This window comes from Nocardiopsis sp. NPDC101807, from assembly GCF_044766605.1.
Classification (GTDB): domain Bacteria; phylum Actinomycetota; class Actinomycetes; order Streptosporangiales; family Streptosporangiaceae; genus Nocardiopsis; species Nocardiopsis tropica.
The window spans coordinates 254,160-279,531 of the sequence record NZ_JBIWMK010000010.1 but is presented as its reverse complement, the minus strand read 5'-3'; the positions used below and the strand labels follow the sequence as shown (position 1 = coordinate 279,531).

Here is a 25,372-nt window from a genome sequence, read left to right as displayed (position 1 = left end):
GACGGGGCGCCGGCGGACCGGGGGCGTGTGCCGACCTGCTGCCCGCCGTCCTCGGCGGCACGGTCCGGCGCGTCCGCTGCAGTCGGGACGAGGGGGCAGGCCACAGCCATGGCGAGAAGCACCGGGCCGGAGGACGGGGACGGGCCGCGCCCGCCCCGGGTGGTCGCGCTGGGCGGGGGACACGGGCTGCACGCCTCCCTCTCCGCCCTGCGAAGGGTGACCACCGACGTGACGGCGGTCGTCACGGTCGCCGACGACGGTGGTTCCAGCGGTCGGCTCCGGCAGGAGCTGGGGGTCCTCCCCCCCGGTGACCTGCGCATGGCGCTCGCCGCCCTGTGCGGGGACGACGAGTGGGGCCACACCTGGAGCCAGGTGCTCCAGCACCGGTTCAGCTCGGAGGGCGAGCTGCACGGCCACGCCGTCGGCAACCTGCTCATCGTGGCCCTGTGGGAGCTGCTGGGCGACTCCGTCGCCGGACTGGACTGGGTCGGGCAGCTGCTCGGCGCCCACGGCAGGGTCCTGCCGATGTCCTCGGTCCCTCTGGAGATCGCCGCCGAGGTCTCGGGCGTGGACCCGGAGCGGCCCGACGAGCTGACGACGGTGCGCGGGCAGGTGGCGTGCGCCAGCACCAGCGGCCGGGTGCGCTCCGTCTCCCTGATCCCCGAGGCACCGCCCGCGAGCCCGCAGGCCGTCAAGGCGGTGCGCGAGGCCGACTGGATCGTGTTCGGCCCCGGATCCTGGTTCACGAGCGTGCTCCCCCACCTGCTGGTCCCCGACCTGGCCCACGCGCTGGTCACCACCCGGGCGCGGCGGCTGGTGACCCTCAACCTGTCGCCGCAGAGGGGCGAGACCGACGACTTCCGGCCCGAGACCTACCTGGAGGTCCTGCGCGAGCACGCCCCCAAGCTGGGGGTGGACGTGGTCCTGGCCGACCGCGGCACCGTCGACGACGCGGCGCCGCTGCGGGCGGTCACGCGTGAACTGGGCGGACGCCTGGAACTGGGCGACCTGTCGTGCTCCGACGGCAGCCCCCGCCACGACGCCGAGCTGCTGGCGGCGGCCTTCGAGCGGATCCTGGTCGACTGACGGGTTCCTCCGGCCGCGGGCCGGGGAAGACCGGGGTCATGGCCGATCGGAACGTGTACCTGGAGCGCGTCTACGACGAGGTGCGGGACCGGGGCGGCGGCGAGCCCCCCGGGGCCCGCTTCCTCGTGGACCGCCTGTGGCCGCGCGGGGTCGGCAAGGCCGACATGGAGGGCGTCCGCTGGGTCCGGGAGGCCGCTCCGAGCAGTGAGCTGCGCACCTGGTTCGGCCACGACCCGGAGCGCTTCCGCGAGTTCGCCGAGCGCTACCGGGCGGAGCTGGACTCGCGCCCCGAGGCGCTGTCGCCGATCCTCGACGCCGCCCGCCGGGGGCCGGTCACCCTCCTGTACGCCGCGAAGGACGTGGAGCACAACCACGCCGTCGTCCTGCGGGACCACCTGGAGGGGCTCCTACCGGGGGCGGGGGGCAATTGACCCCACACCGCCACGAAGGCCGACAGCGCCCCGGTTGGGAGGGGCGGGCGCGGGGGCGACACGCCGTCCGGGGGTCGGCACCGGGCGTCCCGTGACGTAGTCTGCCTCGGAGAAAGTCCCCGGCGGCCAGCCCGCGGGGACGCATCCCCGGTACCGAGCGCGCGGTGCCGGTCCGGGCTGTTCCAAGGGGAGGATCGCAGCGATGGCGATGACCGGCGTGGTGAAGGATGAGTTGAGCCGTCTGGCCATTCTCAAGCCATGCTGCCGCAAGGCGGAGGTGTCCACCATCCTGCGTTTCACCGGGGGACTGCACCTGGTGGGCGGGCGGATCGTGATCGAGGCCGAGCTCGACACCGGTGCGGCCGCACGGCGTCTGCGCAAGGACATCTCGGAGGTGTTCGGACACGAGTCCGAGGTGGTCGTGCTCTCCCCGAGCGGGCTGCGCAAGGGCAACCGGTACGTGGTGCGGGTGATCAAGGACGGCGAGTCCCTGGCCCGGCAGACGGGTCTGGTGGACAACAACGGCCGCCCGGTGCGGGGCCTGCCCCGGCACGTGGTGGCGGGAGGGGCCTGCGACTCCGAGTCGGCGTGGCGGGGCGCGTTCATCGCGCACGGCTCCCTGACCGAGCCGGGCAGGTCGATGTCCCTGGAGGTCACCTGCCCCGGGCCGGAGGCCGCGCTGGCGCTGGTGGGCGCCGCCCGCCGCCTCAAGGTGCACGCCAAGGCGCGCGAGGTGCGCGGCGTCGACCGCGTGGTGGTCCGCGACGGCGACTCCATCGGCGCCCTCCTGACCCTGCTGGGCGCGCACCAGAGCGTGCTGGCGTGGGAGGAGCGCCGGATGCGGCGGGAGGTGCGGGCGACCGCGAACCGCCTGGCCAACTTCGACGACGCCAACCTGCGGCGCAGCGCGCGTGCGGCGGTCGCGGCCGGGGCGCGCGTGGAGCGGGCCCTGGAGATCCTGGGGGACGAGGCGCCCAAGCACCTCGTCGCGGCGGGCCAGCTGCGCCTGGCGCACAAGCAGGCGTCGCTGGAGGAGCTGGGCCAGCTGTCCGTCCCCCCGCTGACCAAGGACGCCATCGCCGGCCGCATCCGCAGGCTCCTCGCGATGGCCGACAAGCGGGCGAGCGACCTGGGCATCGAGGGGACCGAGGCCAACCTCACTCCGGACATGCTCGTCCCCTGAGCCCCGGGTGGGCGGGGAAGGGTCGGCAACAGGGCCGCAATGCGGATGTTCGGCTTTGTTAACTGGGAAAACTCCCGGATAACTTCCGAAAATGGTATAGACCTCTTAGCTTTGCGATGTCAGGATGGTCGCGAACCCGCGAGGGGTGGCGGGTCGCTGGACGCGGGGTCGGAACGGCTCCCCGTCGACATTCCGCTAGGCTCTTTGTGAACACCTGTTACGCGTTCACGCTGTTCAACACGGTTGGGTCGGGCTGTACCAGTCCGGTTTCCCCGGGAGTGTGCGGACGCGCGGGTGAAACTGATGTGCGACATATGAGGAGATTGGTTCCGTGACCATCCGTGTAGGCGTCAACGGCTTCGGTCGGATCGGCCGCAACTTCTGGCGAGCGGTCGCCGCCGGCGGCAGCGACATCGAAATCGTCGCGGTCAACGACCTCACCGACACCAAGACGCTCGCGCACCTGCTCAAGTACGACACCGTGCTCGGCACCCTCGACGGCGACGTCGAGGTCGGTGACGACTTCATCCGCGTCGGCGACAAGAACATCAAGGTCCTCGCCGAGCGCGACCCGGCCCAGCTGCCCTGGTCCGACCTGGGCGTGGACGTCGTCATCGAGTCCACCGGTCGCTTCACCAAGGCCGAGGACGCCAAGAAGCACATCGCCGCGGGCGCCAAGAAGGTCATCATCTCCGCGCCCGCCAAGGGCGAGGACCTGACCGTCGTGATGGGCGTCAACGACGACAAGTACGACCCCGCGAACCACCACGTCATCTCCAACGCCTCCTGCACCACCAACTGCGTGGCGCCCATGGCGAAGGTGCTCCTGGACAGCTTCGGCATCGTCCAGGGCCTGATGACCACGGTGCACGCGTACACCAACGACCAGGTCATCCTGGACTTCCCGCACTCGGACCTGCGTCGTGCCCGCGCGGCCGCGCAGAACATCATCCCGACCACCACCGGTGCCGCCAAGGCCACCGCCCTGGTCATCCCCGAGCTCGCGGGCAAGCTGGACGGCATGGCCATGCGTGTCCCCGTCCCGGACGGCTCCGCCACCGACCTGGTCGTCACCCTGGAGCGCCCGGCCACCAAGGACGAGGTCAACGCCGCGTTCAAGGCCGCGGCCGAGGGCCCGCTCAAGGACGTCCTGGTCTACACCGAGGACGAGATCGTCTCCTCCGACATCGTCGGCACCCCGCCCTCCTGCACCTTCGACTCGAAGATGACGATGGTCGCGGGCAACCAGGTCAAGATCCTCGGCTGGTACGACAACGAGTGGGGCTACTCCAACCGCCTCGCCGACCTGGCCAAGCTGGTCGGCTCCAGCCTGTAACGCCTCGGCCCCCTGGCCACCGGCGCGTGAGACGGCACCCCTTCGCCCGCAGTGCGCGCGGAGGGGTGCCGTCGTGAGCACCCCCCGGCCGTACCGTCCGGGACAGAGCAGACCACACCCCAACGAGGAGACCAGCATGCGGACGATCGACGACCTCGACGTCTCCGGCAAGCGCGTGTTCGTCCGGGCCGACCTGAACGTGCCCCTGGACGGAGAGCGCATCACCGACGACGGGCGCATCCGCGCGGCCCTGCCGACCATCGCCGAGCTCCGTGAGCGCGGCGCCCGCGTCATCGTCGCCGCCCACCTGGGCCGCCCCAAGGGCGCCCCGGACCCCCGCTACTCCCTGCGGCCGGTCGCCGCCCGCCTGGGCGAGCTGCTGGGCGCCGAGGTGGCCTTCGCCGCCGACACCGCGGGCGAGTCCGCCCGGGCGACCGCCGCCTCCCTGGAGGACGGCCAGGTCGCGCTGTTGGAGAACGTGCGCTTCGAGCCCGGCGAGACCAGCAAGGACGACGCCGAGCGGGGAGAGCTCGCCGACCGCTTCGCCGAGCTCGCCGAGCTGTACGTCGGCGACGCCTTCGGCGCCGTGCACCGCAAGCACGCCAGCGTCTACGACCTCCCCGGCAAGCTCCCGCACGCCGTCGGCGGGCTCGTCCTGACCGAGGTCGAGGTCCTGCGCAAGCTCACCGCCGACCCCCGGCGCCCCTACGCGGTGGTCCTGGGCGGCTCCAAGGTCTCCGACAAGCTCGGCGTCATCGACAACCTGCTCGGCACCGCCGACCGCATCCTCATCGGCGGCGGCATGGTGTTCACGTTCCTCAAGGCCAAGGGCTACGAGGTCGGCTCCAGCCTGCTGGAGGCCGACCAGCTCGACACCGTGCGCGGCTACCTGGAGCGCGCCGAGCGCGAGGGCGTGGAGATCGTCCTGCCCGTCGACGTCGTCGCGGCCGAGAAGTTCGCCGCCGACGCACCGCACGCCCCGGTCGACGTCGAGGCCATCCCGGCCGACCGGATGGGCCTGGACATCGGCCCGAGGAGCCAGGAGCTCTTCGCCGGGAAGCTGGCCGACGCCAGGACCGTGTTCTGGAACGGCCCGATGGGCGTCTTCGAGATGGAGCCGTACGCGGGCGGCACCCGCGCCCTGGCCCGGGCCCTGGTCGACTCGGACGCGTTCACCGTGGTCGGCGGCGGGGACTCCGCCGCGGCCGTGCGCGCGCTGGGATTCGACGAGGCGGCCTTCGGCCACATCTCCACCGGCGGGGGCGCCAGCCTGGAGTACCTGGAGGGCAAGGACCTGCCGGGCATCGACGCCCTCCGGTAGTCCCGCGCCCCCCGGAAGGCCGACGCACCAGGTCGGCCACCGACCCGATCCCTCCCAGACAGGAAGTACGAACATGGCCAAGCGCCTGCCGCTCATCGCGGGCAACTGGAAGATGAACAACAACCACCTGGAGGCCATCGCGCTCGTCCAGAAGCTGGCGTTCGGGCTGAACGACAAGGACTACGACAACGCCGAGGTCGTCGTCCTGCCGCCGTTCACCGACCTGCGCAGCGTGCAGACGCTGGTCGACGGCGACAAGCTCAAGATCGGCTACGGCGCACAGGACATCTCCGCGCAGGACAAGGGCGCCTACACCGGTGAGATCTCCGGCTCCATGCTCGCCAAGCTCGACTGCTCCTACGTGCTGGTGGGCCACTCCGAGCGCCGCGAGTACCACAACGAGGACGACGCCCTGGTCAACGCCAAGGTGAAGGCGGCCTACCGGCACGGCATCGTGCCGATCCTGTGCGTCGGGGAGGGGCTGGAGGTCCGCAAGGCCGGACAGCAGGTCGAGCACGTCCTGGCCCAGCTGGACGGCGCCCTCAAGGAGGTCACGGCCGAGCAGGCCGAGCGGATCGTGGTCGCCTACGAGCCCGTGTGGGCCATCGGCACCGGAGAGGTCGCCACCCCCGGGGACGCCCAGGAGGTGTGCGCGGCGATCCGCGCCCGCCTGGCCGAGCTCTACTCGCCCGAGGTCGCGGGCGCGGTGCGCGTGCTCTACGGCGGCTCGGTCAAGGGCGACAACGCCCCCGGCATCATGGCCGAGGACGACGTCGACGGCGCCCTGGTCGGCGGCGCGTGCCTCAAGGCGGACGAGTTCGTCAAGGTGATCCGCTTCGGCGAGAAGTAGTCCCCGGCCGTCCCGCCCGTCACCCTTCGATGTCGAACGGTGACGGGCGGAGTGCCCGACAGGTCCGCGGTCGGGCTAGACTTCGCTGTGGGGTTCTCCGTGCCTCGCGGTTTCCCCACCCGTGCCGGCAAGGCACGGTAAAATCCGAAATTGTCCCCGGTCTCCTCCTTCCCCTTCTCCGTGCAGGCCCGGTGCCGCGGCGCCGCCGCCGGTACGGGCGGGAAATAGGGGATCGAGGTTTCCATCCCCCCGCTGCGGGGTCGAGCTACGGGTGAGCGTGTGATCCTCGGTCTGTCCATCTTCGTGATGCTTCTCAGCGTGCTGTTGGTCCTCCTGGTGCTCATGCACAAGGGCAAGGGCGGCGGCCTCTCCGACATGTTCGGCGGTGGCGTCACGTCCTCGCTCGGCGGATCCTCGGTGGTCGAACGCAACCTGGACCGGATGACCATCGTCATCGCGGTGGCGTGGATCCTCTCGATCGTCGTTCTCGGCCTGCTGATCAACCGGGGCATGTGACCCGCGAGCCGCGGGGCGCCCCCAGTCCACAGTCAAGCTCGCCCGATCATCCGGTGGGCCAGTTCGCTGAAGGAGTTTTTCGTGGGTAGTGGCAGTGCCATCCGTGGCAGCCGTGTCGGAGCCGGCCCGATGGGCGAGGCGGAGCGGGGCGAGGCAGCCCCGCGCGTGCGGGTTCCGTTCTACTGCGCGAACCTGCACGAGGTCGTGCCCAGTTTCGCGAGCGAAGCTCTGGTCCCCGACGAGTGGGACTGCCCGCGCTGCGGCTTCCCCGCGGGCAAGGACAAGGCGAACCCCCCCTCACCGCCGCGCACCGAGCCCTACAAGACCCACCTGGCGTACGTGAAGGAGCGCCGCAGCGAGGAGGAGGGCAAGCTCATCCTGAACGAGGCCCTCGCCAAGCTGCGCGCCGACCGGGCCGCGGTCGAGGCCCACATGAGGGCCGCCGCGCAGAACTAGGCCGGGGTCCCGCAGACCTCGCGGAAGGGGTCCGTCGCCGTCGCGACGGGCCCCTTCCCGCGTTCGCGGCCGTCGCGGCGCCCGCTTCGGCCCCGTCCGCCCGGAAGTCCTCGCGATCACGTAGCGTGTGTACATCATGTCGGAGAGTGGCGAAATCCAGGTCGGGTCGACCGAAAACCCTCCTTAGACATGAAGAAGGGAACAACTCTCTCATTCTCGGGACTGGTGTGGCTGGTGAGGCATAGGGTGATCGCCACGCACACCCCCGAATCCCCTTGAGGAGATGGTGTCGATGTCAGCGTGTCCTACCGGTGGGGACCACGACTGGATTCTCGGCGACGACCGCAAGTTCCAGTGCGCCAAGTGCGGAGCTCAGAGCGCCCGGCGGTTCTGAGCCCCGGGGCCGGGCTGCACGGTTCCGCGTCCGGCGAGCTCGCCCTTCTCCATGGCACGCCAGGTCACCGGCTCTCCCAGCGTCTCGGCCACCCCCTTGGCCCAGCGCTCCAGGGGAGCGAACTGCTCCGGCCCCTCCGGGAGCACGGTGCGACCCTGGTAGGGCATGCCGTCGAGGACGATGACCTCGCCGTTGAGCCGCAGCTCGGTCTCGTACTCGTTCGCGTTGGGCCTCATGGACCGGACTCTAGTGGGCCGCCGCCCCGGCCGCCCGGACTTTGGCGGGATTGGCCGGGCGCGGCCACCGCCGGGCCCGCTCCACGGGGGTTCCACCGCACGGAGCACCCGGAAGAGTTGGAAGAATGGGGGTATGGCCTCCCCCGAAAACGCGGACGTGCCCCCTGTGGTGCGGGGCGTCCCCTCGGACCTGACCCAGCCCCCCGGCGGTGTCTCGCACCTGCGCCGGTACGTCAGTCTGCGCGGCCCCAACACGCGGATGTGGATGACCGCCGCGTACTTCTCCGGAGCCCTCACCCTGGGCTTCCTGGTCGTCCTGGGTTCCATGGTCTGGCACGTGCTGGGCGAGGAGTCCACCGTCGGCTCGGTCTCGCTGTGGGCGGTGGCGGGCCTGACCATGCTCTTCATCGGCCCGGGGAGCAACCTCCTCCTGGTGCGGGGCCTGCCCCAGCGCATCACCCGCCAGGGCATCAGCGCCGACAGCGACGGCGTCACGGTCCTCCAGGAGCGCAAGTGGTGGTTCCCGGGCGAGGGGACGTTCATCGCGTGGCCCGAGATCCGCCGCGTCCGCGAGGTGCACACGGGCGGGCGCCGGCTGACGTACTTCATCGAGTTCGTGCTCGACACCCACCGCACCGGGACCGAACTGCCGAGCTGGGCGGAGACCGCCGAGAGCCTCGGGCTGGATCCGGTGGACGCGCCCACGCAGTTCTACGTGCAGGTGCCCAAGGAGCACAAGGAGAGGATCCTGAGGATGGTGGAGCGCACCGCGCCGCTGCCCTCGGTCGTGGAGCGGACCCCGCCGCTACGGTGAGGCGCGCCCGTCCAGCCGCCGGGTCAGCTCCGCGGCGGCGTCGCGCGCCCTCCCAGCGAGCGCCCGCGGGGTCACCGGCCGCGCGCTCGGGACCGTCAGGCTGATCGCCGCGGCGGGGTGGCCGTTGTGGTCCGAGGCCGCCGCCGCCACCGACACGAACCCCTCGGTGACCTGGCCGTCCTCGATGGACCAGCCCTGACGCCGCTCCTCCTCCAGGAGCCGCCGCAGTTCCCCGGGGGTGGCCGGCCCGCGCCCGGTGCGGTCGGTGAACGCCGCCGCGTCGGGGTACAGGGCGCGCACCTGGGCGCGGGGCAGGCGCGCCAGCATCGCCCGCCCCGACGCGGTCAGGTGCGCGGGCAGGCGCACCCCCACCCCGGTGATCAGCGGAGCGGCGTGCGGCGGCTGCTCCTTGAGCAGGTACAGGGTGTCGGCCCCGTGCAGCACGCCCAGGTGGGCGGTCGCGCCGGTGCTCTCGGTGAGCTGGTGCAGCAGGGGGCGGGCCAGCCGTTCCACGCCGTCGTGGCGCAGATAGGCGGAGCCGATCTCGAACGCCGCCACGCCGAGGCCCCAGCGGCGCTCCTCCGGGAGGTGGGTCACGAACCCCTCCTCCGCCATGGCCTCCAGCAGCTGGTAGACGCTGGAGCGCGGGAGGCCGAGCCCGGCGGCGACGGCCGAGGCGGACACCGGCCCGGGGCGCGCCGCCAGGAACCGGAGCAGTCGCAGGGCCCGTGTCGCGGCCGGGACGAGGCTCATGCGCCGATTGTCCCACGCCCCGCCGGTCCCGGCAGGGGCCGAACGGCCCCGTCCCGCCTCCCGGGCCCCGTCCCGCCTCCCGGGCCCCGGGCGCCGCGGACCCCGGCGCCGCCGGGCGGCGGGCGCGGACGGTCGGCCGACGCGGGGGCGTGCCGGCCGTCCGGGGCCCCCGCGGCGGTGCGGGACACGGGCGGGAACCCCCTGCGCCCGGCCCCGGGGCCTGCGCCCTATCCTTGGAAAACTGTTGAGACCCCGGTCGTCCTCGCCGGACGGACATCCGGCGAAGCCCCGAACCAGGGACCACGATGCGACCATCCGACCTCGCGCACGAGCACGGTATCTCCACCCAGGCGGTACGCAACTACGAGCGGGACGGGTTCCTGCCGCCGGCCGAGCGGACCCCCAGCGGCTACCGGGTCTACACCGAGGCGCACGCGGCGGCCCTCCGCGCCTACCTCGCCCTGGTCCCGGCCCACGGGTACACGTCCGCGGGCAGGATCATGCGGGCGCTCCACGACGGCCGGACCGAGGACGCCCTGGAGGTCATCGACCGGGGCCACCTCCAGCTGCTCCGGGACCGGGAGACCCTCGCCGCGGTGCGGGAGGCGCTCGGCCGCCTCACGGGGCGGGCCGATGCCGGCCCGGAGCGGCCGGCGGACGCCGGGACCCGCACCGTCGGCGCGCTCGCGCGCCGCCTGGGCGTCACCCCGGCGACCCTGCGCAACTGGGAGGCCGCCGGCATCCTCGCCCCCGGGAGGGACCCCTCCACCGGGTACCGCGTGTTCGGACCGCACGACGTCCGCGACGCCGAGCTGGCCCACCTCCTCAGGCGCGGGGGCCACCCCCTGGGGCACATCGCCGCGGTGGTCGGGCGGATCCGCGCGGCCGGGGGCGCCGACGCACTGGCCGGCGCCCTGGAGGACTGGCAGGGCGGGCTGACCGCGAGGGGCGCGGCCATGCTCCACGCGGCCGCCCTGCTCAGCCGGGTCGTGGACGTGCGGCCCCCGGCCGCGCGGGGCCGTGCCGGGGCGGGCCGGACCGCGGGGGCGCCGCCCGGCTGAGGAGCGGACGCGCGGGAACCGCGCCCGTCCGCGGTCGGCGGTGAGGGCCCCGCGCCCCCGTGTCTGAGATGTCAGACGGAACCGCCGTGTCAGCGCTTCACCGGGGGCCGTCCGGGCGGTCCAATGGGGTCATGTCCACAGCAGTTCCTCCCGTCGTCGTCGGCGGTGCCCCGCTCACCCCGGCCCAGGTCCTCGACGTCGCGCGCCACGGCGCCCGCGTCACCCTCTCCGAGGAGTCCCGCAAGGCCGTCCGCCACGGCCGGGAACGGGTCGAGGCCCTCGCCCGGGGCGAGGTCCCCGCCTACGGGGTCAGCACGGGCTTCGGCGCGCTCGCCACCCGCCACATCGCCCCCGACCTGCGCGCCCGACTCCAGCGCTCGCTCATCCGCTCGCACGCGGCGGGCACGGGGCCCGAGGTCGAGCGCGAGGTCACCCGCGCCCTCATGCTCCTGCGCCTGCGCACCCTGGCCTCCGGCAGCACCGGCGTCGAGGCCGCCACCGTCGAGACCCTCGCCGCCCTGCTCAACGCCGGGATCACGCCGGTCGTCCACGAGTACGGCAGCCTCGGCTGCTCCGGCGATCTGGCGCCGCTGTCGCACGTGGCGCTCGCACTGATGGGCGAGGGCGACGTACGCGACGCGGCCGGTGAGGCCAAGCCCGCCTCCACCGCCCTGCACGAGGCGGGGATCCGCCCGGTGGAACTGGGCGCCAAGGAGGGGCTGGCCCTCATCAACGGCACCGACGGCATGCTCGGCATGCTCGTGCTGGCCTGTGCGGACCTGGAGCGGCTGCTCAAGGTCGCCGACATCACCGCCGCGATGAGCGTCGAGGCGCTCCTGGGCACCGACAGGGTGTTCGCCGACGAGCTCCAGCGGCTGCGCCCGCACCCGGGGCAGGCCGCCTCCGCCGCCAACCTGCGCGCCCTGCTGGCCGACTCCCCGATCGTCGCCTCCCACCGCGGCCCCGACTGCAACCGCGTCCAGGACGCCTACTCCCTGCGCTGCGCCCCCCAGGTCGCGGGGGCGGCGCGCGACACCCTCGCCCACGCCCTCCTCGTGGCCGGGCGCGAACTCGACAGCGTCATCGACAACCCGGTCGTGCTCGACGACGGGCGGATCGAGTCCAACGGCAACTTCCACGGGGCGCCCGTCGCCTACGTCCTCGACTTCCTCGCCATCGCGGTCGCCGACACCGCGTCCATCGCGGAGCGCCGCACCGACCGCATGCTCGACGTGTCCCGCTCCCACGGACTGCCCGCCTTCCTCGCCGACGACCCCGGCGTGGACTCCGGGCACATGATCGCCCAGTACACGCAGGCCGCCATCGTCTCCGAACTGAAGCGCCTCGCCGTCCCCGCCAGCGTCGACTCCATCCCCAGCTCGGCCATGCAGGAGGACCACGTGTCCATGGGCTGGTCGGCCGCCCGCAAGCTGCGCCGCGCCGTGGACGGCCTGACCAGCGTGCTCGCGGTGGAACTGCTCACCGCCGCCCGGGCCCTGGACCTGCGTTCGCCGCTGCGGCCCGGCCCGGCCACCGGCGCCGTCCTGCGCGCCGTCCGGGAGAGGGTCGACGGTCCCGGCCCCGACCGCCACCTGGCCCCCGAGATCGCCGCCGTCGCGGCCATGGTCGCCGACGGCTCCGTGGTCGGGGCGGCCGAGACCGTCACCGCGCTCGCCTGACCCCGGCGCGGCCCGGCACCGGGCCGCGCCGGCCCACCACGAACGAGGAGCCCGCATGAGCACCCCGCGTACCGTCCGAGCCGCGCGCGGCACCGCCCTGTCCGCCAAGGGCTGGCCGCAGGAGGCCGCCCTGCGCATGTTCCACAACAACCTCGACCCCGAGGTCGCCGAGCACCCCGAGGAGCTGGTGGTCTACGGCGGCACCGGCAAGGCGGCGCGGGACTGGCGCAGCTTCGACCGCATCACCGCCTCCCTGCGCGACCTGGAGGGGGACGAGACGCTGCTCGTCCAGTCGGGCCGGCCGGTCGGCATCATGCGCACCCACGAGTGGGCTCCGCGCGTGCTGATCGCCAACAGCAACCTCGTGGGGGACTGGGCGAACTGGCCCGAGTTCCGCCGCCTGGAGGCCCGGGGCCTCACCATGTACGGGCAGATGACCGCCGGGTCGTGGATCTACATCGGCACCCAGGGCATCCTCCAGGGCACCTACGAGACCTTCGCCGCCGTCGCCGCCAAGAGGTTCGGCGGAACCCTCGCCGGGACGATCACCCTCACCGCGGGCCTCGGCGGCATGGGGGGAGCGCAGCCGCTCGCCGTCACCATGAACGACGGCGTGGCCGTCGTGGTCGAGTGCGACGGCAGCCGCATCGACCGCCGCATCGAGCACCGCTACCTCGACGTGCGCGCCGACGGCCTCGACCACGCCCTCGACCTCGCCGTGAAGGCGCGGGACGAGCGGCGCCCCCTGTCGATCGGCGTCCTCGGCAACGCCGCCGAGGTGTTCCCCGAACTCCTGCGCCGCGGGGCCCCGGTCGACGTCGTCACCGACCAGACCTCGGCCCACGACCCGCTCGCCTACCTGCCCGCGGGCGTCGCCGTCGAGGACTGGAAGGACCTGGCCCGGGCCGAGCCCGAGGAGTTCACCCTCCGGGCGCGCGAGTCCATGGCGGCGCACGTGGAGGCCATGGTCGGCTTCCTCGACGCGGGCGCCGAGGTGTTCGACTACGGCAACTCCATCCGCGACGAGGCGCGCGAGGGCGGGTTCACCCGGGCGTTCGACTTCCCCGGGTTCGTGCCCGCCTACATCCGCCCGCTCTTCTGCGAGGGCCGCGGGCCGTTCCGCTGGGCCGCGCTGTCCGGGGACCCCGCCGACATCGCGCGCACCGACCGCGCCGTCCTCGACCTGTTCCCCGAGAACGAGCACCTGGCCCGGTGGATCCGCCTGGCGGGGGAGCGGGTGGCGTTCCAGGGGCTCCCCGCCCGCATCTGCTGGCTGGGCCAGGGCGAGCGCGCCGCGGCCGGGCTGAGGTTCAACGAGCTGGTCGCCTCCGGCGAGATCTCCGCGCCCCTGGCCATCGGCCGCGACCACCTGGACACGGGCTCCGTGGCCTCCCCCTACCGCGAGACCGAGGGCATGAGGGACGGCTCCGACGCCATCGCCGACTGGCCGCTGCTCAACGCGCTCGTCAACACCTCCTCCGGTGCGTCCTGGGTGTCCGTCCACCACGGCGGCGGCGTGGGCATGGGCCGCTCCCTCCACGCCGGGCAGGTCAGCGTCGCGGACGGCACGGACCTGGCCGCCGCCAAGCTGGAGCGGGTGCTCACCAACGACCCCGCCACGGGCGTCATCCGCCACGTGGACGCCGGGTACCCCGAGGCCGAGCGCGTCGCCGAGGCGCACGGCGTCCGCGTCCCCATGAAGGAGGGCGAGTGAGCTTCGACCGCCTGTGGGCCGACCTGGAGCCCGTGGGGCGCCACGCCGGGAGCGGCGGCTACCGCCGACACACCTGGGCGGGCGCCGACACCGACGCCCGCGCCTGGTTCACGGAGGCCGCGACCGCGCGCGGGCTCGACGTGCGCACCGACCGCAACGGCAACCTGTGGGCCTGGTGGGGCGCCCCCGGTCCGGGGGCGGTGGCCACCGGATCCCACCTGGACTCGGTGCCCGACGGAGGGGCCTTCGACGGTCCGCTCGGCGTCGCCGCCGCCCTGGCCGCCGTGGACGAGCTGCGCGGGCGCGGGGTCGAACCCGCCCGCCCGCTCGCCGTCACGGTGTTCGCGGAGGAGGAGGGCGGACGGTTCGGCGTCCCGTGCCTGGGCAGCAGGCTGAGCGCGGGAGAGGTCTCCCCCGAACGCGCGCGCGGACTCACCGACGCCTCCGGGGTCACCTGGGGGCAGGCGATGGAGGCCGCCGGGCACGACCCGGCGGCGATGGGCGCCGACACAGGGGCGCTCGCCGACCTGGACGTGTTCGTGGAGCTGCACGTGGAGCAGGGCCGCGCACTGGAGGACACCGTGCACCCGGTGGGCGTGGCCGGCGCGATCTGGCCCCACGGGCGCTGGCGGATGGACTTCACCGGACGCGCCGACCACGCCGGGACCACTCGGCTCGACGACCGCAGCGACCCCATGCTGCCCTTCGCGCACGCGATCCTGGCCGCACGGGCCCAGGCGGAGCGGCACGGCGCCCGCGCCACGGTCGCCAGGGCCCTGATCGCCCCCAACGGCACCAACGCCATCCCGTCCCGGGTCAGCGCCTGGCTGGACGCCCGCGCCGCCGACGCCGCGTCCCTGGAGGCGGTCGTCGACGGCGTCCGCGAGGCCGCGGCGGGCGCCGCGAGCGACCACGGCGTGGGCTACGCGATGGCCGCCGAGTCCCTCACGCCCCTGGTGGAGTTCTCGCACGGCCTCCGCGACCGCCTGGCCGCCGTGGTCGGGGCGGGGGCCCCGGACCCGCGCGTTCCGCTGCTGCCCACGGGCGCCGGACACGACGCGGGCGTGCTCGCCGCCCACGTGCCCACCGCCATGCTGTACGTGCGCAACCCGACCGGGGTGTCCCACTCCCCGCAGGAGTACGCCCGCCCCGAGGACTGCCACGCCGGGGTGCTCGCCCTCGCCGACGTCCTCCAGGACCTCCTCGCCCGCCCCGTGCGCCGGGACGGCGCCCGGTGACCGGCGCTCCCGGGGCGCCGCGGGCGGGGGCCGCCGGAACCGCTCCCGGAGCCCCGGGGGCACGGACCGGGGGGACCCGCGCCCCCGGGGGCGGGCCCGCGCCGCGCCGCGTGTGGTGCGAGTGGGCCTGGACCGGGGCCGAGGACGGGAGCCCCGAGCACGGCGTGCTCGTCGAGACCGCCGGGGGCCGCATCACCGCCGTGAGCCCGCGAACCGCCCCGCCCGCCGACGCCGAGACCCTCACCGGCCTCACCCTGCCCGGCCTGGCCAACGCGCACTCGCACGCCTTCCACCGGGCCCTGCGCGGACGCACCCACACGGGCGGCGGGTCGTTCTGGACCTGGCGCGAGGCCATGTACCGCGTCGCGGACCGGCTCGACCCGGACACCTACCTGCGGCTGGCCAGGGCCGCCTACGCGGAGATGGCCCTGGCGGGCGTCACCTGCGTGGGCGAGTTCCACTACCTCCACCACGCCCCCGGCGGGGCCCGCTACGCCGACCCCAACGCCATGGGCGCGGCCCTGGTCCGGGCGGCGGCCGAGGCCGGGCTCCGCATCACCCTGCTGGACGTGTGCTACCTGTCCGGCGGACCGGCCCCCGGAGGGGCGCACCGGCCGCTGGAGGGGGCCCAGCGGCGCTTCGGCGACGGCGACGCCGCGCGGTGGGCCGACCGGGCGGCCGGGTTCGCCCCCGGCGGGGACCACGCGCTGGCGGGCGCCGCCGTCCACTCGGTACGGGCCGTCCCCGCCGCGCAGCTGCCCGACGTCGTCGCCTACGCCGCCGACCGCGACACGCCCCTGCACGCCCACCTCTCCGAGCAGCCGGCCGAGAACGCGGCCTGCCTGGCCGCCTACGGCCGCACCCCGACACGGGTGCTCGACGACGCCGGGGCGCTCACGCCGCGCACCAGCCTCGTGCACGCCACCCACCTCACCGACGACGACGTCGGCGCCGTCCGGCTCTCCGGCGCCACCGTGTGCCTGTGCCCCACCACCGAGCGGGACCTGGCCGACGGCCTGCCCCGCACCGGCGACCTGCTGCCCGCCCCGATCACCCTGGGCACGGACCAGCACGCCCAGCTCGACCTGTTCGAGGAGGCCCGGGCGGTCGAGCTCCACGAGCGCCTGCGCACCCACAGGCGAGGCACCCTGGGAACCGGCGCGCTCCTGCGCGCCGCCACCGCCCACGGGCACGCCTCCCTCGGCTGGGAGGACGCGGGCGCGCTGCGGGCCGGGGCCCGCGCCGACCTGGTCAACATCCCCCTGGACGGCGTCCGGCTGGCCGGGGCCGACCCCGCGCGCGCCGCCGACGCCGTCGTCTTCGCGGCCTGCGCGGCCGACGTGCGCCACGTGATGGCCGACGGCCGCTGGACCGTCCGCGACGGCGTCCACACGCTCGTGCCCGACACCGCGCACGAACTCGACACGGTGATCAAGGAGATCCACTGATGGCCGACGTGCCCGAGAGCATCCTCATCGACGACATCGCCACCCTGGTCACCAACGACCCCTCCCGGGGCCGCGGCGCCGTGGGCGAGATCCGGGACGCCGCCCTGGTGGTGCAGGGCGGCAGGGTGGCCTGGGCGGGCCCGCGCTCCCAGGCGCCGGCCGCCGACGCGCGGGTCGACGCCGCGGGGCGCTGCGTCCTCCCGGGGTTCGTGGACAGCCACTCCCACATCGTGTTCGCGGGGAACCGCAGCCGCGAGTTCGCCGCGCGCATGAGCGGGCAGCCGTACTCGGCGGGCGGCATCCGCACCACCGTCGCCGCCACCCGCGAGGCCTCCGACGCCGACCTGCTCGCGGGGGCGCGGCGCCTCGTGGCGGAGGCCCGCGCCCAGGGCACGACCACCCTGGAGGTCAAGTCCGGCTACGGGCTCACCACGCACGACGAGGAGCGCTGCCTGGCCGTCGCCGCCCGGGTCACCGACGAGGTGACCTTCCTCGGCGCGCACGTGGTCGCCCCCGAGTACGCCGACGACCCCGAGGGCTACCTGGACCTGGTCACCGGCCCCATGATGGACGCCTGCGCGCCCCACGCGAGGTGGGTCGACGTCTTCTGCGAGCGCGGCGCCTTCGACGAGGACGCGTCCCGGCGCGTCCTCACCGCCGGCGCGGAGCGCGGCCTGCTGCCCCGGGTGCACGGCAACCAGTTGGGCGAGGGGCCGGGCGTGCGCCTGGCCGTCGAACTCGGCGCCGCCTCCGTGGACCACTGCACCCACCTGTCCGCCGCCGACGTGGAGGCCCTGGCCGAGGCCGGCGGACGCCCCGAGCCCACGGTCGCCACCCTGCTCCCGGGCGTGGACTTCTCCACCCGCCAGCCCTACCCGGACGCGCGCGCCCTCATCGACGCCGGTGCGGTCGTCGCCCTGGCCAGCGACTGCAACCCCGGCTCCTGCTTCACCTCCAGCCTGGCCTTCTGCATCGCCGTCGCGGTCCGCGACATGGGCATGACCCCGGACGAGGCGGTGTGGGCCGCGACGGCGGGCGGCGCGCGGGCCCTGCGCCGCACCGACGTCGGCCACCTCGCCCCGGGTGCGCGCGCCGACCTCACCCTGCTCGACGCGCCCGACCACGTCCACCTGGCCTACCGCCCCGGGGTCCCGCAGGTCGCGGCGGTCTGGAAGGACGGGGAGCTGGTCGCCGGACGGCCCTGACCCGGGGCCGCCCGGCGGAGTATGACGCGCGGAGGTCCGGCGCCCGCGAAACGCCGTCCGAACTCAACGGGCGGCTAACGTCCGCGAAACCTGCGCCGTCCACCCTGGTTCCACGTCGGTGCGCGTCCCGCCGCCGCGGAACAGCGTCGTTCCGGGGCGGCGGGTGCACCTTCTCCCAGGGAGGGCCGCAGTGAGCCTTTGGCGGATCAGGACGGCTGTCGAGGACCGGCCGGGCGGGCTCGCCGGGGTCGTCGGCGCCCTCGCGCGATGCGGCGGCGACATCGTCGGACTCTCCATCCACACGGACGTGTCCGGGGTGGTCGACGAGTTCGTCGTCGAGATCCCCGGCGACCACGGCCGCGCCGTCCGGGCGCTCGGCGAGCACTGCCCCACCGGAACGGTCACGGCCGTCCCCGCCCAGAGGCGCGAGGTCGGGGACGACGTCACCCGGGCGCTGCTGCTCACCGCGAGGCTGCGGTCGCACCCCAACCGGCTTCCCGACGCCCTGGTCGAACTCCTGTCGGCGGACGGGGCCCACTGGACCAACCTGACCCGTGTCGAGGAGGCCGCCGATCCGGAGGGCACCGCCATGCTGGTGCCCGTCGGACCGCTGCGCGGCGTCCTCGTCCGGCGGCGGTCGCACCCCTTCACCTGGACGGAGTCGAGCCGGGCCGAAGCGCTCGTGCGCTCGGTGATGCCCTCGACCGGGCCGGTGCCCGCCGACCGGGCCGTCCGCACCGCCGGGGGCGAGGAGCTGTCCCTGCGCCAGGTGCGCGAGGCCGACGCGCCCGCGCTGAGCGACCTCCACCGGCGCTGCTCGGCGGAGACCGTGCGCAGCCGCTACTTCGCGGGGATGGCGGAGCTGAGCCCGTACATGCTGAGGGTGTTCTGCGACCCCGGGCGCGGGCTCACCCTGGCGGTGCGCCCCCGGGGAGCGGAGGACCCGGTGGCCCTGGGCCACCTGATGTACACCCTCGACCCGGGGGTCGGCGAGATCGCCTTCCTGGTGGAGGACGCCTGGCAGGGGCGCGGGGTGGGCACCGCCCTGGCCCGCGAGCTGACCGTGATCGCCGCGGACTGGGGCCTGGCCGAGGTGCGGGCGGAGACCGCGCTGGCCAACGCGGGGATGATGCGGATCATGCGGCGCCTGGGCGCCTCCGTGCGGTCCCAGGGGGAGGGCGGCCCGTACGTGCAGGCCCGGGTCCCGGTCGCCGAGGCGCTGCAGGCGGGATCCGGCGGGGCCGCGCGGCACGGGGGCAGGATCGCCCGGCTGATGGGACAGGGCTGAGGTCTCGGGCGGGCGCCGGCCGCGCGGTCCGGCGGCGGGACGCCCGTCCGCGGGACGGGTCCGAAGACCCGGCCGCCGCCCGTCCGTGACGCGTGTCGGCGGCGGGGCCGCGAGGACGCGGGGGCGGCGACCACCGGGGGTGTCGCCGCCCCCGCTCGCGGTTGACGCGATGAGGTGTCTCCTGGGGCACGGGAGGACCGTTCCCCGGAGGTCTCCTGCTGCTACTCGCTGTCGCTGTCCGCGGCGTCGTCGCCGTTCCCGGCGTCCTCGGCGGAGGCGGGGGAGGACTTCTTGGTGACGCGGCGCTTCTTCACCGGACGCGAGTAGTCGACGAGGGGCTCCAGGCGGGCTTCGTGCTCCTTGAAGCACTCGCCGCAGGCGTCGACCTCGCGGACGGCGCCGTCCCAGGCGAACTGGATGACCTCACTCGCCTCGACCTTCTCCTCGCGGACGGCGTGGGGATCGCAGTACTTGCGCGTGAAGACCTCGGTGACCACGGCGGGGATTTCCCTTCGGTATCGCGTGAATGTGCGGACCCCTTAATCATACACATGTACGAACGCGGAATCCGGCTGAACGCCGGGATTCCGTCATGGGTTCGGGGTCGCCCCGAAGCCTAGCGAAGACCGGCGACATATGCGCCAACGTGTGGCGCGAGTGCCCTCGGTGACCAGCGTGTCCGCGCGGTACGGGAGGGGCTGTGATCCCCGTCGCGCGGCGCCGGGGGCGGTTCGGGTGCCGCCGCCGCGAGCCGGGAAATGGCGCCGGGGCGATATGGGGCCGGGTGATCGACTTCTCTCTTCTTCGTCCGATTTCTCGTGTCGGCGCGCCGGAATTCCGGAAGTGGATGTGCGAATTCGGTGAACGCGGAGTGGTGCGCGTGGCTAGTGTGTTGCAGATCCGGAGCGGGCCGCCCAGCGGGCGGAGCCGTCCCGGAAAACCGGTGGGGGGAGCACGCGGGGTGCGCACCGGTGAATGGCGGGTCCCGCGGGGAGCGGGCGCGGTCGAGGAACGGGGGGAGCGTCGTGGTCGAGTACATGGAGGGCGCGTACCGGGGGCGTGTCGGAGGCCCGGGGGAGGTCTTCGGCGGACGTGAGGGCAGGTCGGAGGCGGACCGGCGCCGTGCGCGCGCGGAGGCGGCGCACGCGTGCGAGCGCATGTCGGCCGATCCGGGGTTCGTGAAACTCCGAAGGGGATTCACACTCCAGTCGGTCCTGCTGGTGTCGTCATTCCTTCTCGGTTACCTGTCCTATCTGCTCCTGTCCGCGTACGCGCGCGATTTCATGAGCATCGAGATCGTGGATTCGGTCAACGTGGCGCTGGTCATGGGAATCGGACAGTTCCTTCTCACGTTCGTGCTCGCCTGGGCGTTCAGCCGTTTCTCCGACCGCTCCCTCGACCCGCTGGCGCGGGAGATCCGCGACCGGGCCCGCGCCGACGCCGCGGCGGTGCGCTGATGCCCGCCGCGACCGCCCCCTCCGCGGGGGCCGCGGACGGCGCCGCCACGGGGGACGGCGCCGTCCGCGCACAGGCCCTCGCCGACGGCGCCGGAGCCCCGGCCGTGCCGGGGGGCGTGCTGGAGGGCCAGTTCGGCATCGCCCACGCGTGGACGATCGCCCTGTGCGCCCTCTTCGTCCTGGTCACCCTCGCCGTCGCCGTCCGCACCAGGCGGACCACCCGGGGCGCGGTCGACTTCTACGCGGGCGGGCGCGGGTTCTCCAGTACGCAGAACGGGCTGGCCCTGACCGGCGACTACCTGTCGGCCGCGTCCTTCCTGGGCATCGCCGGGATGATCGCCCTCCAGGGCTACGACGGGTTCCTGTACTCCATCGGCTTCCTGGTGGCCTGGCTCCTGGTGCTGCCCATGGCCCAGCTGATGCGCAACACCGGCCGCTTCACCATGGCCGACCTGCCCGCCTTCCGCATGCGCCGGATGCGGGTGCGCCTGGCCTGCGCCGTCTCCACCGTCACCGTGTGCGTGTTCTACCTCGTCGCCCAGATGGTCGGCGCGGGGGCGCTCGTCGCCGTCCTGCTCGGGCTGCACGACGGCGGCACCTTCCTGGGGATGGACGCGGGCCAGGCGCGCACCGGGTCGATCGTGCTCGTCGGGGTGCTCATGATCGCCTACGTCATGTACGGGGGGATGAAGGCCGCCACCTGGCTCCAGATCATCAAGGCGGTCGCGCTGCTGGGCGCCACCGGCCTGCTCACCGTCCTCGTGCTCGCCCTGTTCTCCTTCGACCCGCGAGCCCTGCTCGGCGGGGCGGCCGAGGCCAGCGGGCACGGGCAGGCGTTCCTCGAACCCGGTCTGCGCCTCGGGGTGGAGGTGCTGGGCGACCCGGTCCGGACCCTGTTCAACAAACTCGACCTGATCAGCCTCGGCCTGGCGCTGGTGCTCGGGACCGTCGCGCTGCCGCACATCCTCATCCGCTTCTACACCGTCCCCGACGGCCGCTCCGCCCGGGCCTCCGTGCACCGCACCATCGTCATGGTCGGCGTCTTCTACCTGATGACGCTCGCCCTGGGGTTCGGCGCCGCCGCCCTCGTGGGCACCGATCGCATCCTCGCCCTCGACCCGTCCGGCAACACCGCCGTGCCGATGCTCGCCGAGGAGGTGGGGCGGCTCACCGCGGGCCCCGTCGGCGCCGCCGTGCTCCTCGCCCTGATCTCCGCCGTGGCGCTGGCCACCATCCTCGCCGTCATCGCGAGCCTCACCCTCGCCTCCTCGTCCTCCATCGCGCACGACCTGTTCGGCCACGTCCTCATGTGGGGCAGGCCCCGGGAGACGCAGGAGGTGGGGGTGGCGCGCCTCTCCGCCTGCCTGGTCGGCGGGGTCGCCATCGTGCTCGCCGTCCAGGCGCAGGCCCAGAACGTGGCCTTCCTGGTGGGGCTGGCCTTCGCGATCGCGGCCGCCGCCAACCTCCCGGTCATCGTGCTCACCCTGTTCTGGCGGCGCTTTAACACCCGGGGCGTGGAGTGGGGCGTCTACGGCGGACTGTCGGCCACACTGCTGCTCATGCTCCTGTCCCCGGTCATGTCCGGCAGGACCGACCCGGTGACCGGCGAGAACCTCTCCGTGCTGCCGGCGGGGATCGACGTCCAGGTCTTCCCCATGGAGAACCCGGCCCTGGTCGCGGTGCCGATCGGCTTCGCGTGCGCGATCGCGGGCAGCCTGCTCTCGGCCGAGCGCAACACCGCCAGGTTCACCGAACTCCGGGTGCGCTCCCTGACCGGCTGGGGCGCCGACCAGGGCTGAGCGGCCCGCGTGTCAGCGGGAGCCCTCCCGGGGGCCCGCGGCTGCCAGGGCCGCGGCCAGGTCGTGCAGCAGCTCCGGCAGGCGGGGCGCGTTGCGCGCGATCCGGTCCCAGGCGAGGGCCGTCCGGTCGAGCCGCTGCCGGGTGGTCGGCTCGCCCGTCCCCAGCCTGGCGGCGCGCCGTTCCGCCCGCCGGAACGACGAGACGGCCGCCCACACGGCCGCCGACACCACCGGGCGGAAGACCCCCTTGCCGCGCACGTCCAGCACCGCCTCCACCGACCAGCGGCCGTCCGCCCCGGCGGCCGGCGCCAGCCAGGCGTCGACCTCGGCGATGGCGTGGCGGGCGCGCAGGCGGGCCGGACGGCCGCCGCCCCGGCCGGAGACGGCCGAGTACCAGTCGCCGGTGGAGAACCGGAACTCTCCCGACGCGGACCGCAGCCAGGCGCCCCTCCCCGGCAGCTTCACCTCGGCGGCCCAGGTCAGCAGGCCCGCGGGCCCGTCGTGGGTGACGGTCCCCCAGGTGACCGGCGGTTCGGTTCCGCCGACCGCGTCGGGCATGCTGAAGTCCACGGAGGAGGTGCCCGTCTCGTCCCAGGCGGTGACGGTCAGCCCGGTGCCGCTCCACCCCTTCTCCTCGTCGTCGGCGGGTTCGACGGGCACGCCCTCGGGGGAGAGCTCGGCCACGAGGTAGTGGCTCCGGGGCGCGAGGTGCCGACCGGTCTGCAGCTGGAGGGCGAGCTCCGCGGCGGCCACCTCGAGTTCGTCGGTCTCCGCCTGCGTCCGGGGGGAGTCCTCGCGCAGCCGTGCGGCGGCGGCGCGCCGCTCCTCGCGCAGCTGCTCGGCCGACTCCCGGTCGACCAGCCCCAGCTCGTCCGCCCGCACCACCAGGCGCTCCCACGACTCCGGGTCGGGGGGGAGCAGCCATCCCCGGCCGTCGAACCGGCAGCCCCGGGCGACCTCGTGCAGGGCGGAGACGATCCGCCCGACCACCTCCCGGTCCACTGCGGTGATGTCGAAGGTGTGGCTCAGGCGGGGCACGGCGTCTCCGGTGTCGTGGGCGGTCGGCGGGGCGCGTCGCGTACGCCTGCAAGCGTACGCACCCGGAGCGCCCGACGGGGCCCGTGCGGCGCCGGTCGGCCCGCCGGGACGGTGCGCGGTCCGCCCTCCCCGGGCCCCGGGCGGCGGACGGGGCCGCGCTTGCGGCGGCGCGCCGGCGGCGGCAGGCTGGAGACCATGACCGAGTACGTCGCGCTGCTGCGCGGGATCAACGTCGGCGGTCACCGCCGCATCGCCATGGCCGACCTGCGCGCCCTGCTGGAGGACCTCGGGTACACCGGCGTCGCCACCTACGCGCAGAGCGGGAACGCCGTCTTCGGGGGAGGGGACGCCGACCCCGCGGAGGTGGCCGGGACGGTGCGCGACGGCATCAGGGACGTGCTCGGGCACGACGTCCCCACGGTGGTGCGGACCGCGGCCCAGATGCGCGCCGCGGTGGAGGCGAACCCGTTCGACGTCCCCGACCCCTCCGGGTTCCTCGTCCTCTTCTGCGCCGGAGCGGTGGACGCGGACGCGCTGAACGGGATCGACCCCTCCCGCCACCCCAAGGAGCGGATGGCGCTGGTGGGCGACCAGGTCTACACCTGGCACGAGGACGGGATCAGGTTCGCCGGACTGCCGGACCTCGTGGCCCGGCACGTCGACGGGACGGTCACGAGCCGCAACTGGCGGACCGTGCTGCGCCTGGCGGAGATGGTCGGGGACCTGGGTCGGGCCCGCCCCGTGACTGTCCGAGAGAAGTCCTCGGTGAACCGAGGACGGCGCGCACCGGACGCCGCCACGACCACGCGAAGGGGTGGTGCCCGTGCCGAGACGGTGGACCGTGATCCTGCGTGACCTGTCGGACACGGCGCGGCCGATCCGGCCCGAGGACTGCCACGGCCTCCTCAACCGGTGGTGGCCTCAGCCCGCGGAGGAGCACGCGGCGGCCAAGCGGTGGTCCATGAACGGGTGGCCGCGCCCCCTGGGCGACCGCCTGCACCACTGGACCCTGACATGGCTCGACGACGAGGTCCCGCCCTCCCTGGACCCGGAGGACCTGGTCGGCGACCCGCAGCGGATCGGCGACCACCTGCTGGTGCCCCTCTCGGTGACGCGCACGCACGAGCGCACCTACGCCCAGATGCTCGTCGAGCCGCGGGGCCCGTCGGCGGTGCGCGCCGCCGAGGTGCGCAGCCGCACGCCCGTCGTCATGACCACCCGTGACGCCACGGGCGAGCGCATACCGCACATCTGGCCCGGCCCGCGACGGCTCTTCGGAGCCGTGCACCGCTCCGGCGGCGGGATCGTCGGGGGCAGCGGGGCCGTCGGCGCCGTGGCGCGGTTCGCGCCGCCCGCCCTCGCCGAGAGCTGGCTCGAACTCGTCCTGGGCGGCATGGCCCAGGTGCGCCGCACGCCCCTGCCGGGGGAGGAGGTGCGGCTGGCGGAGCACCACCACGCCGAGAACCGCACCGTCCTGGGCTGGCACGGCGGCTTCAGGCTGGAGATGGCCGGCGGCGACCGGCGCCACGCCGACGCCTTCGCCACCCTCCTCGAACTCCTCGAACTCGCCGGCGTCGGCAAGTACACCGCCCAGGGCTTCGGCTCCGTGCGCGTGGACACGGTCACCTGCGGCCGGCCGTTCGCGGAGGCGTCGGCGCCCCGCGCGCGCAGGATGCCGAACCGGGTGGCCCGGCGCACTCCCCAGCGGGTGGGGGACACCCACGTCCGCGCCGTCGCCGAGGCCGAGGAGTTCGGCGGCACGCTGTTCGACTGACCCCCAGACCGCCGGTTCCCGCCCGAGGACGGCGGGCGGGGACCGGTGCCCCACCAGCTCCGGTCCCACCGGCTCCCACCCCGTGGACGGGGGTGGGAGCCGGTGCCCCTCCCCGTCGTGTGCGCCGGAGGGCGCCCTTCCCGTGGTGTCCCTTTCCCGCCGTGCCCCTCCCCGCCGGGTGCGCCGGAGGGCGCCTTTCCTGCGGTGTCCCTCTCCCGCCGGGTGCGCCGGAGGGCGCTCCCGGAGGCGCCGGGGCCGCTGCCCGGCCGGGCAGTCGCACGGCGCCGCCCGGCCC

Annotated in this window: 24 protein-coding genes; 20 read left to right on the top strand and 4 right to left on the bottom strand. The window is 74.5% G+C overall.

Going from position 1 to position 25,372, the window contains the following annotated elements:
* The first annotated feature begins 108 nt into the window (after positions 1–108).
* The 8 genes from yvcK (at position 109) to ACIRPH_RS27740 (ending at position 7,179) form a co-directional block, all read left to right on the top strand.
* A complete protein-coding gene (gene yvcK / locus ACIRPH_RS27775; protein WP_402919502.1) occupies positions 109–1,086 on the top strand; it encodes a uridine diphosphate-N-acetylglucosamine-binding protein YvcK in 978 nt (325 codons plus the stop codon).
* Positions 1,087–1,124: 38 nt separating this feature from the next.
* Complete coding sequence (locus tag ACIRPH_RS27770) at positions 1,125–1,517, top strand: DUF488 domain-containing protein (protein WP_402919500.1); 393 nt, start codon at positions 1,125–1,127, stop codon at positions 1,515–1,517.
* Positions 1,518–1,719: 202 nt separating this feature from the next.
* Positions 1,720–2,700 (top strand): DNA-binding protein WhiA, encoded by a 981-nt coding sequence (gene whiA, locus ACIRPH_RS27765; protein ID WP_267948984.1) that lies wholly within the window; start codon positions 1,720–1,722, stop codon positions 2,698–2,700.
* 331 nt (positions 2,701–3,031) lie between these two features.
* The gene (gene gap, locus ACIRPH_RS27760) at positions 3,032–4,036 is read left to right on the top strand and encodes a type I glyceraldehyde-3-phosphate dehydrogenase (RefSeq protein ID WP_402919498.1); all 1,005 of its coding nucleotides are present in this window, start codon (positions 3,032–3,034) and stop codon (positions 4,034–4,036) included.
* 136 nt (positions 4,037–4,172) lie between these two features.
* Positions 4,173–5,357, top strand: coding sequence for a phosphoglycerate kinase (locus ACIRPH_RS27755; RefSeq protein ID WP_402919496.1), 1,185 nt, complete (start codon positions 4,173–4,175; stop codon positions 5,355–5,357).
* A gap of 73 nt (positions 5,358–5,430) precedes the next feature.
* Entirely contained in the window at positions 5,431–6,207 is a 777-nt protein-coding gene (gene tpiA, locus ACIRPH_RS27750) for a triose-phosphate isomerase (protein ID WP_402919494.1), read from the top strand.
* Positions 6,208–6,486: 279 nt separating this feature from the next.
* Positions 6,487–6,723, top strand: a complete 237-nt coding sequence (gene secG, locus ACIRPH_RS27745) for a preprotein translocase subunit SecG (RefSeq protein ID WP_267948988.1) — start codon at positions 6,487–6,489, stop codon at positions 6,721–6,723.
* Between the two features lie 81 nt (positions 6,724–6,804).
* Positions 6,805–7,179: an RNA polymerase-binding protein RbpA gene (locus ACIRPH_RS27740; RefSeq protein ID WP_267948989.1), complete on the top strand. Its 375-nt coding sequence runs from the start codon at positions 6,805–6,807 to the stop codon at positions 7,177–7,179.
* 372 nt (positions 7,180–7,551) lie between these two features.
* On the opposite strand, the gene ACIRPH_RS27735 is transcribed toward ACIRPH_RS27740, so the two are convergent.
* Positions 7,552–7,809: a hypothetical protein gene (locus ACIRPH_RS27735; protein WP_330157184.1), complete on the bottom strand. Its 258-nt coding sequence runs from the start codon at positions 7,807–7,809 to the stop codon at positions 7,552–7,554.
* A gap of 133 nt (positions 7,810–7,942) precedes the next feature.
* Between ACIRPH_RS27735 and ACIRPH_RS27730 the strand changes: the two genes are divergently transcribed.
* Positions 7,943–8,623: a hypothetical protein gene (locus ACIRPH_RS27730; protein WP_402919490.1), complete on the top strand. Its 681-nt coding sequence runs from the start codon at positions 7,943–7,945 to the stop codon at positions 8,621–8,623.
* Here the strand turns inward: ACIRPH_RS27730 and ACIRPH_RS27725 are convergent.
* Positions 8,615–9,376 (bottom strand): IclR family transcriptional regulator, encoded by a 762-nt coding sequence (locus tag ACIRPH_RS27725; RefSeq protein WP_402919488.1) that lies wholly within the window; start codon positions 9,374–9,376, stop codon positions 8,615–8,617. The genes ACIRPH_RS27730 and ACIRPH_RS27725 overlap by 9 nt on opposite strands.
* A gap of 305 nt (positions 9,377–9,681) precedes the next feature.
* On the opposite strand from ACIRPH_RS27725, the gene ACIRPH_RS27720 reads away from it, so the two are divergent.
* From ACIRPH_RS27720 to ACIRPH_RS27690, 7 genes are all read left to right on the top strand, one after another.
* Positions 9,682–10,437: a MerR family DNA-binding transcriptional regulator gene (locus tag ACIRPH_RS27720; protein WP_402919486.1), complete on the top strand. Its 756-nt coding sequence runs from the start codon at positions 9,682–9,684 to the stop codon at positions 10,435–10,437.
* Positions 10,438–10,568: 131 nt separating this feature from the next.
* On the top strand, positions 10,569–12,116 hold the full coding sequence (hutH, locus tag ACIRPH_RS27715) for a histidine ammonia-lyase (RefSeq protein WP_402919484.1): 1,548 nt from the start codon (positions 10,569–10,571) through the stop codon (positions 12,114–12,116).
* Positions 12,117–12,171: 55 nt separating this feature from the next.
* The gene (gene hutU, locus ACIRPH_RS27710) at positions 12,172–13,830 is read left to right on the top strand and encodes a urocanate hydratase (RefSeq protein WP_402919482.1); all 1,659 of its coding nucleotides are present in this window, start codon (positions 12,172–12,174) and stop codon (positions 13,828–13,830) included.
* Complete coding sequence (locus ACIRPH_RS27705) at positions 13,827–15,068, top strand: allantoate amidohydrolase (protein WP_402919480.1); 1,242 nt, start codon at positions 13,827–13,829, stop codon at positions 15,066–15,068. The genes hutU and ACIRPH_RS27705 overlap by 4 nt, the downstream gene beginning before the upstream one ends.
* A 110-nt stretch (positions 15,069–15,178) precedes the next feature.
* A complete protein-coding gene (locus ACIRPH_RS27700; RefSeq protein WP_402919478.1) occupies positions 15,179–16,516 on the top strand; it encodes a formimidoylglutamate deiminase in 1,338 nt (445 codons plus the stop codon).
* On the top strand, positions 16,516–17,721 hold the full coding sequence (gene hutI / locus ACIRPH_RS27695) for an imidazolonepropionase (protein WP_402919476.1): 1,206 nt from the start codon (positions 16,516–16,518) through the stop codon (positions 17,719–17,721). Before ACIRPH_RS27700 ends, hutI begins: the two co-directional genes overlap by 1 nt.
* A gap of 190 nt (positions 17,722–17,911) precedes the next feature.
* The gene (locus tag ACIRPH_RS27690) at positions 17,912–19,009 is read left to right on the top strand and encodes a GNAT family N-acetyltransferase (RefSeq protein ID WP_402919474.1); all 1,098 of its coding nucleotides are present in this window, start codon (positions 17,912–17,914) and stop codon (positions 19,007–19,009) included.
* A 221-nt stretch (positions 19,010–19,230) separates the two neighbouring features.
* Here the strand turns inward: ACIRPH_RS27690 and ACIRPH_RS27685 are convergent, their stop codons facing one another.
* Positions 19,231–19,506, bottom strand: a complete 276-nt coding sequence (locus tag ACIRPH_RS27685; RefSeq protein ID WP_402919472.1) for a hypothetical protein — start codon at positions 19,504–19,506, stop codon at positions 19,231–19,233.
* Between the two features lie 528 nt (positions 19,507–20,034).
* On the opposite strand from ACIRPH_RS27685, the gene ACIRPH_RS27680 reads away from it, so the two are divergent.
* Together ACIRPH_RS27680 and ACIRPH_RS27675 are read left to right on the top strand one after the other, a co-directional pair.
* Complete coding sequence (locus ACIRPH_RS27680; protein ID WP_402919470.1) at positions 20,035–20,466, top strand: DUF485 domain-containing protein; 432 nt, start codon at positions 20,035–20,037, stop codon at positions 20,464–20,466.
* On the top strand, positions 20,466–22,265 hold the full coding sequence (locus ACIRPH_RS27675; protein WP_402919468.1) for a cation acetate symporter: 1,800 nt from the start codon (positions 20,466–20,468) through the stop codon (positions 22,263–22,265). Before ACIRPH_RS27680 ends, ACIRPH_RS27675 begins: the two co-directional genes overlap by 1 nt.
* Positions 22,266–22,277: 12 nt before the next feature.
* Here the strand turns inward: ACIRPH_RS27675 and ACIRPH_RS27670 are convergent, their stop codons facing one another.
* Positions 22,278–23,303 carry a hypothetical protein gene (locus tag ACIRPH_RS27670; RefSeq protein WP_402919467.1) on the bottom strand — a complete coding sequence of 342 codons (1,026 nt, stop codon included), beginning with the start codon at positions 23,301–23,303 and terminating at the stop codon, positions 22,278–22,280.
* Between the two features lie 195 nt (positions 23,304–23,498).
* Here ACIRPH_RS27670 and ACIRPH_RS27665 point away from each other — a divergent pair, with 195 nt between their 5' ends.
* Both ACIRPH_RS27665 and ACIRPH_RS27660 read left to right on the top strand, forming a co-directional pair.
* A complete protein-coding gene (locus ACIRPH_RS27665) occupies positions 23,499–24,158 on the top strand; it encodes a DUF1697 domain-containing protein (RefSeq protein ID WP_402919465.1) in 660 nt (219 codons plus the stop codon).
* Positions 24,118–25,077 carry a hypothetical protein gene (locus tag ACIRPH_RS27660; RefSeq protein WP_402919463.1) on the top strand — a complete coding sequence of 320 codons (960 nt, stop codon included), beginning with the start codon at positions 24,118–24,120 and terminating at the stop codon, positions 25,075–25,077. Before ACIRPH_RS27665 ends, ACIRPH_RS27660 begins: the two co-directional genes overlap by 41 nt.
* Positions 25,078–25,372: the final 295 nt, after the last annotated feature.

Coding starts and splice junctions, on each gene's coding strand:
- yvcK (WP_402919502.1), top strand. CDS start 109: ATGGCGAGAAGCACCGGGCCGGAGGACGGGGACGGGCCGCGCCCGCCC.
- ACIRPH_RS27770 (WP_402919500.1), top strand. CDS start 1,125: ATGGCCGATCGGAACGTGTACCTGGAGCGCGTCTACGACGAGGTGCGG.
- whiA (WP_267948984.1), top strand. CDS start 1,720: ATGGCGATGACCGGCGTGGTGAAGGATGAGTTGAGCCGTCTGGCCATT.
- ACIRPH_RS27755 (WP_402919496.1), top strand. CDS start 4,173: ATGCGGACGATCGACGACCTCGACGTCTCCGGCAAGCGCGTGTTCGTC.
- tpiA (WP_402919494.1), top strand. CDS start 5,431: ATGGCCAAGCGCCTGCCGCTCATCGCGGGCAACTGGAAGATGAACAAC.
- ACIRPH_RS27735 (WP_330157184.1), bottom strand. CDS start 7,809: ATGAGGCCCAACGCGAACGAGTACGAGACCGAGCTGCGGCTCAACGGC.
- ACIRPH_RS27730 (WP_402919490.1), top strand. CDS start 7,943: ATGGCCTCCCCCGAAAACGCGGACGTGCCCCCTGTGGTGCGGGGCGTC.
- ACIRPH_RS27725 (WP_402919488.1), bottom strand. CDS start 9,376: ATGAGCCTCGTCCCGGCCGCGACACGGGCCCTGCGACTGCTCCGGTTC.
- ACIRPH_RS27720 (WP_402919486.1), top strand. CDS start 9,682: ATGCGACCATCCGACCTCGCGCACGAGCACGGTATCTCCACCCAGGCG.
- hutH (WP_402919484.1), top strand. CDS start 10,569: ATGTCCACAGCAGTTCCTCCCGTCGTCGTCGGCGGTGCCCCGCTCACC.
- hutU (WP_402919482.1), top strand. CDS start 12,172: ATGAGCACCCCGCGTACCGTCCGAGCCGCGCGCGGCACCGCCCTGTCC.
- hutI (WP_402919476.1), top strand. CDS start 16,516: ATGGCCGACGTGCCCGAGAGCATCCTCATCGACGACATCGCCACCCTG.
- ACIRPH_RS27675 (WP_402919468.1), top strand. CDS start 20,466: ATGCCCGCCGCGACCGCCCCCTCCGCGGGGGCCGCGGACGGCGCCGCC.
- ACIRPH_RS27665 (WP_402919465.1), top strand. CDS start 23,499: ATGACCGAGTACGTCGCGCTGCTGCGCGGGATCAACGTCGGCGGTCAC.